This is a genomic window from Clostridium perfringens (assembly GCF_016027375.1).
GTDB classification, from domain to species: Bacteria; Bacillota; Clostridia; order Clostridiales; family Clostridiaceae; genus Sarcina; species Sarcina perfringens.
Genome location: NZ_CP065681.1, coordinates 3,212,230 through 3,228,392, shown reverse-complemented (window position 1 = coordinate 3,228,392; position 16,163 = coordinate 3,212,230). Strand labels below are relative to the sequence as shown.

Below are 16,163 nucleotides of genomic sequence, written 5' to 3'. Positions count from 1 at the left end.
TATGAGTTATAACAAAATAAATGAAAGTGGAATTGAATTTATAAAAGGAATAATAAATGATAATGAAAGAGTATTTATTGGAGAAGAAATAAGTGAAGACTATTCTCATGATGAGTTAGGTTCAGAAAAGCATATGCCTGATATTGTTGTTAAGGCTATGAGTAGAGATGAAATTGTAGAAATAATGAAATATGCAAATAATAATAATATTCCTGTAACTGTAAGAGGAGCTGGTACTGGACTTGTTGGAGCAGCAGTTCCAATACTAGGAGGAATTTTATTAGATTTAAGTGGAATGAATAAAATATTAGAGTTAGATGAAGATAACTTAACTCTTACAGTTGAGCCTGGAGTTCTTATTATGGAAATAGCTAAATTTGTTGAGGAACATGATTTATTTTATCCACCAGATCCAGGAGAAAAAACAGCAACCATAGGTGGTAATGTTAGTACAAATGCAGGAGGAATGAGAGCTGTTAAATATGGAGTAACAAGGGATTATGTAAGAGGAATTGAAGTAGTTCTTCCTAGTGGAGAAGTCTTAGAGCTTGGTGGAAAAGTTGTTAAAAATAGTTCAGGATATAGCTTAAAAGATTTAATTATTGGATCAGAAGGAACATTAGGAATAATAACAAAAATAGTATTAAAACTATTACCACTTCCAAAGAAGGTAATAAGCCTTTTAGTTCCATTTAATGATTTAGAAAGTGCCATAGAAACAGTGCCTAAAATAATAAAATCAAAGAATATTCCAACAGCTATAGAATTTATGCAAAGAGATTTAATAATATCAGCAGAGGAATTCTTAGGAAAGAAATTTCCTGATAATTCATCAAATGCTTATTTAATATTAAGCTTTGATGGAAACTCAAAGGAAGAGGTTGAAGGATATTATGAAAAAGTAGCTGACATATGTTTAAAAGAAGGAGCTTTAGATGTATTTATATCAGATACAGAAGAAAGACAAGAATCAATATGGTCAGCTAGGGGAGCTTTCTTAGAAGCCATAAAGGCATCAACAAGTGATTTAGATGAGGTTGACGTTGTTGTACCAAGAAATAAGGTAGCAGAGTTTGTAAAATTCACTAATGAAGTAGAGAAAAAACTTAATGTTAGAATAAGAAGTTTTGGACATGCTGGTGATGGAAACTTACACATTTATATATTAAAGGATGAATTATCAGAGGATGAATGGCATAAAAAACTTAATGAAGCTATGGAAATACTTTATAGAAAACAAAGAGAACTTAATGGACAAGTCTCTGGAGAACATGGAATAGGCTTAGCTAAGAGATTATATCTAAATGAATCCTTAAATAAGGCCACAATGGATATTATGAGAGGAATAAAATTAGCCTTTGATCCAAATAATATTTTAAATCCAGGTAAGGTTTGTGAATAAAATAAGTTGAAAATTTAATTAGCATATAAAAGTTAATAAAAAAATACTCCTTTTAAACTTAGTTTAAAAGGAGTATTTTTTATTATGATGTCATTCCGATATACATACCTACAAAGTATGGGATAAGCCATATGAACCAAACTACTAAACTGAATTTGTGGAATATAGCTTTTGCTTTTTCACTACCTCTGTTTAAAACAATTGTTGCCCAAACAGCATGTATAAGCATTAAAATAATAGCAAGCATACCTGTTGATTGATGTATTAATAAATCAGTTGGAGTAATACCTTTGTCAGTTCCTGCAGCAACGATTCTACTCATTGTATAAGTTCCAAGAGTATCGCATACTAAACCACACCAAAAGATTATTACATGTTTTTTCTTTAAGATACCTGCTCTATGCTCGCTCCAAACACCAATTGTATAAAATATTAATGCTAATGTTATAAATATAATAGCTGGAATTAATAATTTAGGCATAAAAAAACCTTCTTTCTTAAATTAGAATAAAATTTTATAGCCTGTCCTTAAGTTGAAGTTTTCATATATTAAAAGAAATCTAAAGTTTGGATTTACTTTAATATGTGAAAATTAATTTTCATTGTGGACTAGGTTCATATTAATAATAACATATTCACAAAAAATTCATAGACCTAATGAGAAAGTTTTGTTTACAATTTGTTTAAAAAATAAAATTTATTTTTAATTTAATATATTTATCTAATTAAAATTAATTTTTAGGGGAATAATTTGTATTTTAAAAGAAATTAAAGAAAAAAATGTATTTAATGATATAATAGATGTAATTAATTATAATAAAAAATTAGGTTTAGAAAGGGGAATAAGAATGTCTAAAAATTTAAAAGAGTACGTAGTTATTATTTGTGCAGCAATAGTATTAACACTTCTTATAAATAAATTTTTACTTTTTAAAATAGTAGTTCCAACTCCATCCATGGCACCAACTATTGAGCCGGGAGATCAACTTTTTGCTACAAGAATACATAATTTATCTAAGATGGAAAGAGGAGATATGATAGTTTTTTATTCAAAGGAATTTGATGAAAGAATGATAAAAAGACTAATAGGATTACCAGGAGATAAGGTGGAAATAAAAGATGATGGAACAGTGAATGTAAATAATGAAAAGTTAGATGAGCCTTATATAAAATACCCAGGTGGGAAAGTGAATATGAATTTTGAAGTTCCAGAAGACAAATATCTTTTATTAGGAGATAATAGAGATAATAGCAAAGATGCAAGGTATTGGAGTGATAAATATATAGATGGTGATGATATATTAGGAAAAGCTCAAATAACCGTATGGCCTTTAAATAGGTTTAACTTTGCTAGCTAAAGAATAAGATTAAGGAGTTATTATGAGTACATGGTTATTTATAGATTGCTTTCTTTTAATATTAATTATATGGTGGATTTATGATCTACTTAAAGGAGAATTCCTAATTAATAAATTAGGGGCAAAGGTGAGTTTTAGATGTATGACAGTAGATAGTTTTGTGTAAAAAGCAATACTACCTACTGTTTTTTACTTTTTAATATCTAATTATAGAGAAAAATAATGATAGTTTTATATATTGTTTAAGATATATCTGTATCACTAATCCATTCAATATCTAAAGCTTCTGCAGCAGCTAAGATTTTGGGGCTTGGAAGTTTATCAGATATAATTGCTTTATATTTTTTCAAGTCATTAATTTTGAAAAAACCAGTTACTTCAAATTTTGAACTATCTATTAGTAATATAGTTTCTTTTGCTTTATCTATTATTCTTTTTTTTGAAACTGCTTGACTAAGACTTACTTCATATACATTAGATTCATCAATTCCCCTTGCTGAACAGAAAGCTATATCAACATTAAAGTGATTAAGTAATGAATTTTCAATATCTAAGTTAACTACAGAAGAAGAGAAGTGCTTTACTTCTCCACCAGTTATAAAGATTTTCATTGTTGGATTTCCGTATTCTGCTAGTCTTAAGGCTGTATTTAGCCCGTTTGTAAAAATTATAAGGTGCTCAATATCACATAAAAATGGACATAATTCATATACTGTAGTGCTAGAATCCAAATAAATACACATTCCAGGTGCTATAAAATCTTTTGCAAGCGAAGCTATAGCTCTCTTTTTGATTACGTTTTCGCTTTCGCGTAAAAATTTAGATGGTTCTACAGTGTTGAAATTATTTAAAATGATTTCTCCATGTAATCTTTTAATTAAACCTTGCTTTTCCAGAAAAATAACATCTCTACGTATAGTAGAAATACTAGAAAAAGTAGATTTAGCTAAGTCCTTAATTTGAATTCTTTTTTTATTTTGAATAATATTAGTTATTTCCATTAACCTATCTTGTTTAAGCATAATGGATTCCCCCTACCCTTAAATATATTTATACATTTAAATTAGCACATTTTTGAACAAATTTGAACTTTTTATTGTAAAAAATTGAAAGGTTTTCAACGTTGTGTTCATGTATTGAAACAATAAGTTTAGGCTTAGTATAATAAGCTTGTAAAACAAATTGGAAAAAATTATTAATAAGGAGAAGTGGCATGGGGAGTGTGTTAGCAGTTGATTTGGGAGCTTCTTCAGGAAGGGCAATTTTAGGTGAATTAAAAGATGGAAAGATAGCCTTAAAAGAAGTAAATAGATTTCCCAATAAGCCAATTTATAAAAGAGGGATTCTAAGTTGGAATACAGATTATTTATTTTCTGAAATTAAAAAAAGTATCATGGAAGCAAAAAAGGTTGCAGAAGTTGAAAGTATTGGAGTTGATACTTGGGGTGTAGATTTTGGTTTGTTAGATGAATATGGAAATTTAATTACCTTTCCTGCTAATTATAGGGATAGTAGAACAAAAGGCATTTTAAAAAGGGTTGCTAGTCTATTTTCTTTAAAAGAACTTTATAAGATTACAGGAAATCAAATAATGGAGATAAATACATTATTTCAATTATTAGCATTAAGAGAAAAGAATCCAGAATTATTTTATCAAGCTAAAACTGTTTTATTGATTCCAGATTTATTTAATTATCTATTGACTGGTAAAATAGCTGCAGAATGTAGTATAGCATCAACAACTCAACTTACTGATCCTCATACAAAAAAATGGTCAAAAGAGGTTTTAGATAGTTTTGAATTATCTAGCCAAATGTTTCCTGAAATAGTTAACGAGGGGAATTTTCTTGGGACAACTAAATCAGAACTAGGATTAGGAAATATAAAAGTTATAAATGTTTGCCAACATGATACTGCTAGTGCTGTTGTAAGTGTTCCTTCTGAAAAAAACTTTTTATTTATTTCATGTGGTACATGGTCTTTGATTGGTACTGAGTTAAATGAACCTATACTCAATGAGCAGGCAATTAAGTTTAATCTGACTAATGAAAGTGGACATAGTGGAACAACTAGATTGTTAAAAAATTGTACAGGCCTTTGGGTAATACAGGAATTAAAAAGGAATTATGAAGAAGAGGGGATTAACTATTCTTACGAAGAAATAGCTAATATGGCTAGTTTAGTTTCATGTAATGAATGCATAATTGATACCGATGATGAAAGTTTTCTAGAGCCAGGTGACATGAGAGAAAGAATAATATCATATGGTAAAAAAACAAATCAAAAAGTACCAAAAGAACCAAAAGAATTCTTTAGGTGTGCTTATGAAAGTCTAGCTTATAAGTATAAAGAAACAATTAAAGAAATTGAGATGATTACAAACAAAAAGTTTGAAGAAATATATATAGTTGGTGGTGGAGCTAAAGCAACATTTTTTTGTCAATTAGTTGCAAATATAACAGGGAAAGAAGTAATAGCTGGACCAGGAGAGGCTACTGCAATTGGAAATATTATAATTCAATTAATTGCATTAAAAGAAATTAAAGATGTTTCAGAAGCTAGGAAAATAATTTCTAATTCCTTTAACTTAACTAAGTATATTCCAGGTGTGAAATAAATAAGGTTATTATTTTTTATAAATTAATAGGAATTAGTAAATGGATTATTAAATTATTTCTATGCAAAGGAGTGTGTAAGGTGAAAACGTATCCAAAAATAGGTATTCGTCCAACAATAGATGGGCGTCAAGGTGGAGTTCGTGAATCATTAGAAGAAAAAGCTATGAAAATGGCTCAGGCAGCAAAAAAATTAATAGAGAATTCTCTTTATTATGCTGATGGAACTCCAGTTCAATGTGTATTAGCAAGCAGAACAATTGGAGGTAGTGGAGATGCTGGAATTGTTCAACAAGAGTTTACAGGAAAAAATATAGTAGCCACATTATCCGTAACTCCTAGTTGGTGTTATGGAACAGAAACAATGGATCTTGACCCAAATACAATTAAAGCTATATGGGGATTTAATGGAACAGAAAGACCAGGTGCAGTTTATTTAGCAGCTGCAATGAGTGGATATGCTCAAAAAGGAATTCCTGCTTTTAAAATTTATGGCCATGATGTTCAGGAGCTAGATGATGATACAATTCCTGTAGATGTTCAAGAAAAAATACTTTCATTTGCAAGAGGGGCTATTGCTGTTGGTCAGATGAAAGGTAAGTCTTATGTGAATATTGGGGCTTCATCTATGGGAATTGCAGGTTCACAAGTAGATATAAGTTTTTTTGAAGACTATTTAGGAATGCTAGTTGAGTTTGTTGATATGACAGAGATTTTGCGCCGTATTCATTTAGAAATTTTTGATCCAATAGAATATGATAAAGCTTTAAATTGGATTAAGGAGAATTGTCGTGAAGGTATAGATATAAATGAAGGAAAAGATTTACCTGACATTGTGAAAAAATCAAAAGTTATTCCAGCGGATAAGGATTGGGAGTTTATTGCAAAACAAGCTATTATTATTCGAGATATTTTATATGGGAATGAAAAGTTAGGAGATTTAGGTTGGGAAGAAGAGGCAAGAGGTAGAAATGCTATAGCAGGAGGATTTCAAGGACAAAGACAGTGGACTGATTGGTTACCTAATGGTGATTTTACTGAAGCGATTATGGCTTCTACCTTTGATTGGAATGGACCTAGACAGGTAACAGCTTTTGCTACTGAAAATGATACATTAAATGGTGTTTCCATGTTATTAGGAACATTACTTACTAATAAAGCACCTATTTTCTCTGATGTTAGAACTTATTGGAGTCCAGAGTCCGTTAAGAGGGTAACAGGAAAAGAATTAACTGGAAAAGCTAAAAATGGAATTATACATCTTATTAATTCAGGTGCATCTGCTTTAGATGGAACTGCAGCTGCAAAAGATAAAGATGGAAATAAAACAATGAAAGAGTTTTGGAATATGACAAATGAAGATGTTCAGTCATGTTTAAAAGCAACAGATTGGTGTAGAGCTAATTATGAATATTTCCGTGGCGGTGGATTCTCATCACATTTTAAAACAGAGGCAGAATTACCAGTTACATTAATAAGAGTAAATTTAATTAAAGGTATTGGACCTACCCTACAAATTGCTGAAGGATATACTTGTGTAATTGATGAAGATATACATCAAATTTTAGATGAAAGAACAGATAAGACTTGGCCTACTACTTGGTTTGCTCCTAATTTAGGGGAATGTGGTTTTGAAACTGTTTATGATGTAATGAATCATTGGGGAGCAAATCATGGAGCATTTGTCCATGGTCATATAGGATCTGATTTAATTACTCTAGCAAGTATGTTAAGAATTCCAGTTACACTTCATAATGTACCACGTGAAAGAATTTTTAGACCAAATATTTTTGAAGGAGCAGGAACAAAAGCTTTGGAAACTGCTGATTTTGAAATATGTAGATTATTAGGGCCACTTTATAAAAAATAGACTTATGGCTATGAAGGGAGTGACAAAACATGTTAATGGAAAAAGAAAGAAAGAAATTAATAGAATATGGGAAAAAATTAGTTGTTGAAAAGCTAACAAAAGGAACAGGTGGAAACCTAAGTGTTTTTGATAGAAATTTAGGTTATATTGCTATTACTCCTTCTGGAATTGATTTTTTTGAAATGAAGGATAGAGATATTGTGATTTTAGATTTAAATGGGAATGTAGTAGAAGGGGAGAATCTTCCTTCTAGTGAATGGCAAATGCATTTAAAATTATATAAAACTAGGGAGGATATTGATGCTGTAATTCATGCACATACACTTTATTCTACAGTTTTAGCATGTTTACATGAAGAATTGCCAGCAACACATTATATGATTGCAGTAGCCGGTAAAAATGTAAGAGTTGCAAATTATGCTACTTATGGAACAGAAGAATTAGCAGAAAATGCAGCAAAAGCTATGGAAGAAAGAAAAGCTGTATTATTAGCTAACCATGGAATTTTAGCTGGATCAAATGATTTGTTGAATGCTTTTAATATTATAGAAGAAGTTGAATATTGTTCAAAGATATACTGTATTTCTAAAAGTATTGGAGAGCCATTTATATTGCCAGATGATGAGATGGAATTAATGGAGAAAAAATTTACTTCTTATGGCCAGCGTAAATCTAAGGAGGCATAGAAATATGAGTAAATATAAAAATGGAATATTAGTAGTTAGTCATGGCCCATTAGCTTCTGCAATTGTAAGTTCAGCAGAAATGATTTTTGGAAAAATATCTGATGAAAGGTTAGAAACATTAACATTAGATGTGGGAGCAAATGTAGATTTATTCTATGAAACAATGAATGATTTAGTTGAAAATTTATTGGTGAATAATGAAAAAGTTATTATATTAACGGATTTATTAGGTGGTACGCCAAATAATACAGCTTTAAAAATAGCAATAGGAAATGAGAGAGTTTCTGTTATAACAGGATATAACTTAATGGTGTTAATTGAGATTTTCTCTAATATTGATAATGAAATAGATAATGATAACTTGATTAAAAGTGGAAGAGAGTTTTTATTAAATCTTAATACTATTATTGTAGAAGAGGAGGAAGAGGAAGAATGGCTATAGAATTTTTGAGAATAGATGATCGTTTATTACATGGACAAGTTGTAACAACTTGGATTAAAAAATATGAAATTGAGCAAGCAATTATTGTTAGTGAGGATGTATACAAAGACAAGCTTAGACAAACAATTTTAAAAACAGCAGCACCAGCAGGAATTAAAGTAGTATTTTTTAACCCTGAAAAATTTATTTCTGCATATCATAAAGTTCCTATTAAGCGTAGAACAATGCTGCTTTTCACAAATCCAAAAGAAGTATTTGAATGTTTAGAGGGAAAAGTTAAATTTGATTATTTAAATGTTGGAAATATGAGTAAGACAAGTTTAAATGAGAAAATCACAGCAGGAGTTGCTGTTACAGATGAAGACAGAAAGTATTTTAAAGAAATTATAAATAGTGGTGTAAAAGTTGAGATTCAAATGGTTCCAAATGATAAGAGTGAAGATATGAAAAATTATATTGATTGAGGAAGGAGTGTATTAAATGATAATACAAATGCTTTTAGTAACAGCCGTTGCTGTTATAGCAACAATTGATTATAATGGACCAGTTTTAATGTTATATAGACCTCTTATTGCAGGTTCGTTAGTTGGATTAGTATTAGGAGATTTTCAACAAGGTATGATAATCGGTGCAACTCTTGAACTTATGTGGTTAGGTGTTACAGCTGTTGGAGGATATACTCCACCAGATACAATTTCAGGAGCTATTGTAGGAACAGCATTAGGAATTTTATCAGGACATGGAGTTACTGCTGGTGTTGCAATTGCAGTTCCAGTTGCAGTTGTAACTCAACAATTAGATGTATTAGCTAAAACTGTAGATATTTATTTTGTAAAAAAGGCTGATGAAGCTGCTAAAAAAGGAGATCCAAGTAAAATTGGATTATATCATCATTCAAGCTTAGTATTAATTGTTTTATTTAAAGTTGTACCTATTTTTGCAGCATTAGTATTAGGTGGAAACTATATTAAAGATTTATTTGATAAAATTCCACCAGTAATTATGACTGGCTTAAATGTTGCTGGAGGTATGTTACCTGCAATTGGTTTTGCTATGTTATTAAATATGATGCTTAAAAAAAATATGTGGCCATATTTACTAGTTGGTTTTGTATTTTCAGCATTCTTAAATTTATCAACAATTGGTATAGCTTTATTAGGTGTTGCAATCGTATTCTTACTTTCAATGAAATCAAATTCAGTTCAAATATCTAATAATACGTGTGAAGTTGAAGAAGAGGAGGTTTTAGATCTATGAATAAAAATGGTTTAGAGAAAAAAACAATAAATAAAGTATTCTGGAGAAGTTTCATGTACGGTGCCTCTTGGAACTATGAACGTATGCAGAACTTAGGATTCTTATATACTATACTACCTACTTTAAAAAAGATTTATAAAGATAAAAAAGAAGATATGAGTGTTGCTATGTCAAGACATTTAGAGTTCTTTAATACACATCCAACAGCAGCGCCATTTATTTTAGGAATTACATCTGCATTAGAAGAGCAAGAAAAGAATGAAGGAGATCAAAGTATTAGAGGTATAAAGGTTGGTTTAATGGGGCCTTTAGCTGGTCTTGGTGATAGTATTATTGGGTTAACTTTATTACCAATCATTTTTAGTGTTGGTGCTTCCTATGCAAAGGCTGGTAATCCACTAGGTATATTTTTAGCTTTATTTTTAATTAATGCTATCAATATTCCACTTAAATATTTTGGTTTAAAATTTGGATATGAAAAAGGTGCAAACTTTATTCAAAGTCAAAAAACTAAATCTAATTTAGAGAATATTACTAATATGTCAATGGCATTAGGTTTAATTTTAATAGGAGGATTAATTCCTCAATGGGTTGGTGTTAATTTTGCATTTGAATATATCCAAGGAGATTTAGTTGTATCATTACAAGAAACTTTAAATAAGATTATTCCAGGGGTGGTACCACTACTTTTAACATTAGGTCTTTATAAGTTGGTTAAAAAAGGAAAGAATCCTGTTGTAATAATTTTTGGAGTAATGATTGTATCTGTTTTATTAGTTTGGTTGAATATTTTAAAATAATAAACTGTTTTAAATTTTCTTTTATTATTCATATAGATAATAAAGTGAATCTATATTAAAAAATTATATGTAGTTTTATAGATGAATAAAAATAAATGTTATTAAAATTAAAGTTATAATAAGGGAGAATATAGTGATGAAAAATGAATTAGATAGTATTATGAAGCGAACAGAATGGTTTAGAGAAAGTCGTTTTGGAATGTTTATTCATTGGGGCCTATACTCTATATTAGGTAGAGGCGAATGGGTTAGAAGTGCCGAAAGAATTTCAAGTGAAGATTATGATTTTTATTTAGAACAATTTAATCCTGAAAGATTTGATCCTCATAAATGGGCAAAAGCAGCAAAAGAGGCAGGAATGAAATATATGATTTTAACTGCTAAACATCATGATGGATTTTGCTTATTTGATAGTAAATATACAGATTTTAAATCTACAAATACAAAGATAAAAAAAGATCTTGTAAGAGAGTTTATAGAGGCTGCAAGGGAAGAAGGGTTAAAAGTAGGATTATACTATAGTCTTATTGATTGGCGTCATAAAGATTATCCTAAGTACAATGATTTATATCATCCTATGAGAGGAAATGAAAACTTTATAAATGAAGAAGTTAATTTCGATAATTACTTAAGTTATATGCATTCTCAAGTTGAAGAATTAGTAACTAACTATGGAAAATTAGATATCTTATGGTTTGATTTTTCTTACGACAAAATGTTTGGAGAAGTTTGGAAAGCTAAAGAATTGATTGATATGGTTAGAAAACACCAACCAGATGTTATTATTGACAATAGATTAGAAACATCTGGAGGAGGATTTGGAAGTATTGTTACAGAAAATCCTAGCCCATATTGTGGTGATTTTGTTAGCCCAGAACAGATTGTACCTCATGAAGGAATTAGAAATTATAAAGGCGATATTGTTCCATGGGAATTATGTTTAACCATGAATAATAATTGGGGCTATAATCCAACAGACAATTTATATAAGCCTGGTAGTGTTTTAATTCGTAAGTTAGTTGAGTGTGTTAGTAAAAATGGAAATATGCTTTTAAATGTTGGGCCTACAGCAAAGGGTGTAATTAATCAACCTAGCTTAGATATTTTAGATGAGTTTGCTAAATGGATGAGTGCTAATGGAGAATCTATTTATGGATGTGGAAGTGCTAGTGAATTACCAAAACCAGATTGGGGTTATTATACTAAAAAAGACAATGTTATTTATGCGCATGTTTTTGAACAACCAATTGGACCTTTAGCATTGATTGGTATTAATGAAAAAGATGTAAAAGCTATGACTTTATTGCATGATGGAAGTGAAGTTAGAATTTCTAAAAGTTGGACTACAAGAGCTTATGATTCTATATTATTTGTACAATTTGGAGAGGTTGCTCATTTCACATATCCATTAGCTGATCCAATCGATACAGTTATAAAAATAGAGTTAAAGTAATTGAGAGGTAACTGTTGATGAAAGTATTAGGAAATTATATTCAAAGAAATTTTCATTATGATGGAAAAAGTTTTTATACCACATCATTTTTAAATCCTATTCTAAATGAAGAAATATTAGTTCATACACAAAATGAATTTATTATCTATTTTGTAGATGGAGAAATATTACCTTCTTCTGAGATGAATGTGGAGATTAAGAAGCAAAGTGAACAACTTTTAGTGGTGAATTTTAGTAAAGATAACTTATCTGTTGAAGTTAATTATTTTGTGGAAAATAAGGTTATAAATAAAAAGCTAACAGTTTTCAATTGTTGTAAACGTATTAATTATATTGACTGTGATACTTTTGAATTTGAGGATACTAATAATATCTATTACCCTAAAAAACAGAATAATATAAAGGAAATGGGGAATTTTAACGGATACTATGTAGAATTAGGGCAACCTATTTATGCAAAATCTTTATTCATGGGAATGGAATTTCCTATGGGAGAAAATCGTATTCAAGAAAGAAAGTATTTTTCAAGGTATTATTATGGAAAAAGTGTAGAAAAAAGATTAGATATACATTCAGCAATTATTGGAGCTGCTCCAGAAAAATCAAAAGAAAAAATTCAAGCTTCATTTTTTGAGTATATTAAAGCTATATCTTTGCCAGCTACTTTTAGAAAACAGTATAATTCTTGGTATGATCATATGCTAAACATTACTAATGATAGCATAATAAAAAGTTTCTTAGAAATAAATAGAGGCTTTAAAAACTATGGAATTACTTTAGATGCCTTTGTAGTTGATGATGGTTGGGCTAATTATGAAAGTGTTTGGGAATTTAATGATAAGTTTCCTAATGAATTAAAAGATATATCAGAATGTGTAAAAAATCTTGGTTCAACTTTAGGACTATGGATTGGTCCACGTGGTGGATATAATGGAACTCAAGTTACTATGAGTGATTGGTTAGAAAAAAATAAGGATTTAAACATAGGATCTAAAAATAAAATTTCTAATGATGTAAATGTAGGAGACTTTAATTATCTTAGAAAGATGAAAGAAAAAATGTTAGAGTACCAAAGCAAATATGACATCTCCTATTGGAAAATTGATGGAATGTTATTAAAGCCAGATACTGAGGATGAAAGTGGACCATATGGTATGCATACTATGACGGCAGTATATGAATTTATGATTAGTCTATTTAATGAGTTAAGAGAAGAAAGAGGAGAAAAGAGTTTTTGGATCAATCTTACATCTTATGTTAATCCTAGCCCTTGGTTTTTAAAGTGGGTAAATAGTCTTTGGATTCAGACTTCACAAGATGTTGGCTTTACTCCAAATGGAGGAAATGATATTCAGAAAATGATCACATATCGTGATTCTCAATATTATGAATTCTTGATTGAAAGAGATATTCAACTTCCATTATGTAGCTTATATAATCATGAACCTATTTATGCAGAGTCTGCAAGTATGTGGTATTTAGATCATCAAATCTATTGTTCTATAGAAGAGTTTAAAGAGTATTTAATGTTTATTGCTACTCGTGGAAATGCTTTTTGGGAATTTTATTATTCTTATTCCATGTTTGATGATGAACGTTGGGAAGTAAACGCACAAGCCATTAAGTGGATTGAGGAAAATTATCCAATATTAAAAAATAGTACTTTCTTTGGAACAAAGCCTAGCCTTATGGGAGTATATGGATACTATTGTCAATCAGATTCTGGTTCAAAATCAATTATTTCATTTAGAAACCCATCAGATGAAATTAAATCTTATAAACTTGAGAATATAGAACCAAAGAAATATGACGTAGTTCTAGGCAATAAAAATTATAAAGTTTTTGAAGATGGTTCCGTTGAAGTTAAATTAAATCCTAAAGAAATTATTATACTTAAGAGTAAATAAAAGACTTTCTAATTTATATGTAAATATAATTAGAAAATGTTAATAGAATTTAGGTTATTAGATTAAGACTTTTATAGAAATTAAGGATTTAATATATGAGAAATAATAAATTTTCTAATTAAGAGTATAAGAAAGTTAGGCTTAAAGTTAATTTAAGATATAAATTAAATATTATCTAAAATCACCCGCAAATCGGGTGGTTTTATTTATACCAAATAAAGATATTTCTAAAGTAGAAGGAAGGATTGAACTATGAGGGTAGTAATTGGAGCTGACAAAGAAGGTATGGAATTAAAAAATATGATTAAATGTTATCTTTTAGAAAATAATTTTGAGGTAATTGATAAAAGTGAGGAGGCATCTGAAGATTTTGTTGAATCAACAGTTGCAATTACTAAAGATGTTTTAGAGAACAAAGGAAGTTTAGGCATTGCCTTTGATGGATATGGGGCAGGTAGCTTTATGGTTGCCACAAAGATTAAAGGAATTATAGCAGCAGAAGTATCTGATGAGAGGTCAGCTTATATGACAAGAGAGCACAATAATTCTAGCATAATTACCATAGGATCAAAAATTGTTGGTAGTGAATTAGCCTTAAATATTGTTAAAGAATTTTTAGAAGCTTCTTATGATGGTGGAAGACATCAAATCCGTGTAGATATGTTGAATAAAATGGCTTAAATTGTTTAAGGTCAATTATTAGGGAGGATTAATTAATGAAAATTGCTATAGGTTGTGATCATATTGTTACTGATACAAAAATTGCAGTATCTGATTTTTTAAAGGCAAAAGGATATGATGTTCTTGATGTAGGAACATACGATTTTACTAGAACTCACTACCCTATTTTTGGTAAAAAAGTTGGTGAAGCTGTAGCTAGTGGAGAGGCTGATTTAGGAGTTTGTATTTGTGGAACAGGAGTAGGAATTAACAATGCAGTGAATAAAGTTCCTGGAATTAGAAGTGCTCTTGTTCGTGATATGACAACTGCTATTTATGCTAAAGAACAGTTAAATGCTAATGTTATTGGATTTGGTGGAAAAATAACAGGAGAATTTTTAATGTGTGATATTATAGAAGCTTTTATTAAAGCTGATTATATAGAAAATGAAGAAAATAAAAAAATAATCAATAAAATTAATAGTCTTGAAGAGAATAAACCTGAACAAAATGACATACATTTCTTTGATGAATTTTTAGAGAGGTGGAATCGTGGAGAATATAAAGATTAGTTATGGGAGGGAAAAAATGATTTTAACAATTACAATGAATCCTTCAATTGATATTAGCTATCCATTGGATGTTTTAAATTTAGATTCAGTAAATCGTGTGACTAAGGTAACAAAAACCGCTGGAGGTAAGGGGTTAAATGTTACTAGGGTATTAAAGCAGTTAGATGCTGATGTTTTGGCAAGTGGTTTATTAGGTGGTTTTTTTGGTGATTTTATAAAAAATGATTTAAATATTAATGGCATAAAACATTCTTTTTCAGATATAAGTGGTGAGACTCGTAATTGTATTGCTATTCTTCATGAGGGGAATCAAACAGAAATACTTGAATCAGGTCCAAATATTTCTGAGAAAGAAGCAAATAACTTTTTAAGGCACTTTGAACTTTTAGTAGATAAAGCAAATATTATATCTATTTCAGGTAGTTTGCCTTTGGGAATATCTAAAGATTTTTATGTTAAAATGCTTTCAATTTGTAATAAAAAAGATAAAAGAGTTGTTTTAGATTGTTCTGGAGAAGAATTAAGACAAGTATTAAAAAATGATTCAAAGCCATTTGCAATAAAGCCTAATATAGATGAATTGTCAGATTTATTAGGTGTAAAAGTAAAAGATAGTATAGAGGATTTAAAATTAATATTAAATACCCCTATGTTTAATGGCATAGAATGGATAGTTATATCTATGGGAGCGAAAGGTTCATTTGCTAAGCATAATGATAAATTTTATAGGGTGATAATACCTAAAATACAAGTTGTTAATCCAGTTGGATCTGGAGATTCAACAATTGCAGGATTAACTAAGGGATTAAATGATGGAGAAACAGATGAAAATGTTTTGAAAATCGCTAATACTTTAGGAATGCTTAATGCACAAGAGCATATAACAGGTTATGTAAATATGGATAATTATAAAAACTTATTTGAAAAAATTAAAGTTGTGGAAGTCTAATTTTAATTAGAATTAATAAATAATAGGTTTTCTAGATTTAGTTTTAATCATTGCTTTCTTCTATTTTTAAGGAATTAATGTTCTTAGCAATCTCATTATCTTCTTAAGCTTTGAAGAAAGTAATGTTTTTTTATAATCTAATTATAAATTTAATAATAGAAATGAAAGGGGGGAATTTAAAATTTTAAGGGG

17 protein-coding genes are annotated in these 16,163 nt (G+C 29.4%); 15 read left to right on the top strand and 2 right to left on the bottom strand.

Annotation, left to right across the window (positions count from 1 at the left end; translation table 11 throughout):
- Position 1: 1 nt before the first annotated feature.
- The gene (locus I6G60_RS14895) at positions 2–1,402 is read left to right on the top strand and encodes an FAD-binding oxidoreductase (RefSeq protein WP_011009730.1); all 1,401 of its coding nucleotides are present in this window, start codon (positions 2–4) and stop codon (positions 1,400–1,402) included.
- Positions 1,403–1,484: 82 nt separating this feature from the next.
- On the opposite strand, the gene I6G60_RS14890 is transcribed toward I6G60_RS14895, so the two are convergent.
- Positions 1,485–1,883: an HsmA family protein gene (locus I6G60_RS14890; RefSeq protein WP_003457995.1), complete on the bottom strand. Its 399-nt coding sequence runs from the start codon at positions 1,881–1,883 to the stop codon at positions 1,485–1,487.
- Positions 1,884–2,250: 367 nt separating this feature from the next.
- Between I6G60_RS14890 and lepB the strand changes: the two genes are divergently transcribed.
- Complete coding sequence (gene lepB / locus I6G60_RS14885; RefSeq protein WP_011009731.1) at positions 2,251–2,760, top strand: signal peptidase I; 510 nt, start codon at positions 2,251–2,253, stop codon at positions 2,758–2,760.
- Positions 2,761–2,782: 22 nt separating this feature from the next.
- A complete protein-coding gene (locus I6G60_RS14880; RefSeq protein WP_155759202.1) occupies positions 2,783–2,926 on the top strand; it encodes a hypothetical protein in 144 nt (47 codons plus the stop codon).
- A 76-nt stretch (positions 2,927–3,002) separates the two neighbouring features.
- Here I6G60_RS14880 and I6G60_RS14875 read toward each other — a convergent pair whose 3' ends face one another.
- Complete coding sequence (locus I6G60_RS14875) at positions 3,003–3,782, bottom strand: DeoR/GlpR family DNA-binding transcription regulator (protein WP_011009732.1); 780 nt, start codon at positions 3,780–3,782, stop codon at positions 3,003–3,005.
- Positions 3,783–3,973: 191 nt separating this feature from the next.
- On the opposite strand from I6G60_RS14875, the gene I6G60_RS14870 reads away from it, so the two are divergent.
- The 12 genes from I6G60_RS14870 (at position 3,974) to I6G60_RS14815 (ending at position 15,971) form a co-directional block, all read left to right on the top strand.
- On the top strand, positions 3,974–5,377 hold the full coding sequence (locus I6G60_RS14870) for a rhamnulokinase (protein ID WP_011009733.1): 1,404 nt from the start codon (positions 3,974–3,976) through the stop codon (positions 5,375–5,377).
- 80 nt (positions 5,378–5,457) lie between these two features.
- Positions 5,458–7,245, top strand: coding sequence for an L-fucose isomerase (locus I6G60_RS14865; protein WP_111744006.1), 1,788 nt, complete (start codon positions 5,458–5,460; stop codon positions 7,243–7,245).
- 29 nt (positions 7,246–7,274) lie between these two features.
- The gene (locus I6G60_RS14860) at positions 7,275–7,931 is read left to right on the top strand and encodes an L-fuculose-phosphate aldolase (protein ID WP_011009735.1); all 657 of its coding nucleotides are present in this window, start codon (positions 7,275–7,277) and stop codon (positions 7,929–7,931) included.
- Positions 7,932–7,935: 4 nt separating this feature from the next.
- On the top strand, positions 7,936–8,373 hold the full coding sequence (locus tag I6G60_RS14855; RefSeq protein ID WP_011009736.1) for a PTS sugar transporter subunit IIA: 438 nt from the start codon (positions 7,936–7,938) through the stop codon (positions 8,371–8,373).
- On the top strand, positions 8,364–8,837 hold the full coding sequence (locus tag I6G60_RS14850; RefSeq protein ID WP_011009737.1) for a PTS sugar transporter subunit IIB: 474 nt from the start codon (positions 8,364–8,366) through the stop codon (positions 8,835–8,837). Before I6G60_RS14855 ends, I6G60_RS14850 begins: the two co-directional genes overlap by 10 nt.
- Positions 8,838–8,853: 16 nt before the next feature.
- The gene (locus tag I6G60_RS14845) at positions 8,854–9,630 is read left to right on the top strand and encodes a PTS mannose/fructose/sorbose/N-acetylgalactosamine transporter subunit IIC (RefSeq protein WP_011009738.1); all 777 of its coding nucleotides are present in this window, start codon (positions 8,854–8,856) and stop codon (positions 9,628–9,630) included.
- On the top strand, positions 9,627–10,430 hold the full coding sequence (locus tag I6G60_RS14840; protein WP_011009739.1) for a PTS system mannose/fructose/sorbose family transporter subunit IID: 804 nt from the start codon (positions 9,627–9,629) through the stop codon (positions 10,428–10,430). Before I6G60_RS14845 ends, I6G60_RS14840 begins: the two co-directional genes overlap by 4 nt.
- Before the next feature lie 136 nt (positions 10,431–10,566).
- Entirely contained in the window at positions 10,567–11,883 is a 1,317-nt protein-coding gene (locus tag I6G60_RS14835; protein WP_011009740.1) for an alpha-L-fucosidase, read from the top strand.
- A 17-nt stretch (positions 11,884–11,900) separates the two neighbouring features.
- On the top strand, positions 11,901–13,790 hold the full coding sequence (locus tag I6G60_RS14830; RefSeq protein WP_011009741.1) for an alpha-galactosidase: 1,890 nt from the start codon (positions 11,901–11,903) through the stop codon (positions 13,788–13,790).
- Positions 13,791–14,042: 252 nt separating this feature from the next.
- Positions 14,043–14,471 (top strand): galactose-6-phosphate isomerase subunit LacA, encoded by a 429-nt coding sequence (gene lacA, locus I6G60_RS14825; RefSeq protein WP_011009742.1) that lies wholly within the window; start codon positions 14,043–14,045, stop codon positions 14,469–14,471.
- Between the two features lie 35 nt (positions 14,472–14,506).
- Complete coding sequence (gene lacB, locus I6G60_RS14820) at positions 14,507–15,022, top strand: galactose-6-phosphate isomerase subunit LacB (protein WP_011009743.1); 516 nt, start codon at positions 14,507–14,509, stop codon at positions 15,020–15,022.
- Positions 15,023–15,038: 16 nt separating this feature from the next.
- Positions 15,039–15,971 (top strand): tagatose-6-phosphate kinase, encoded by a 933-nt coding sequence (locus I6G60_RS14815; protein WP_011009744.1) that lies wholly within the window; start codon positions 15,039–15,041, stop codon positions 15,969–15,971.
- The last annotated feature ends 192 nt before the right edge of the window (positions 15,972–16,163 follow it).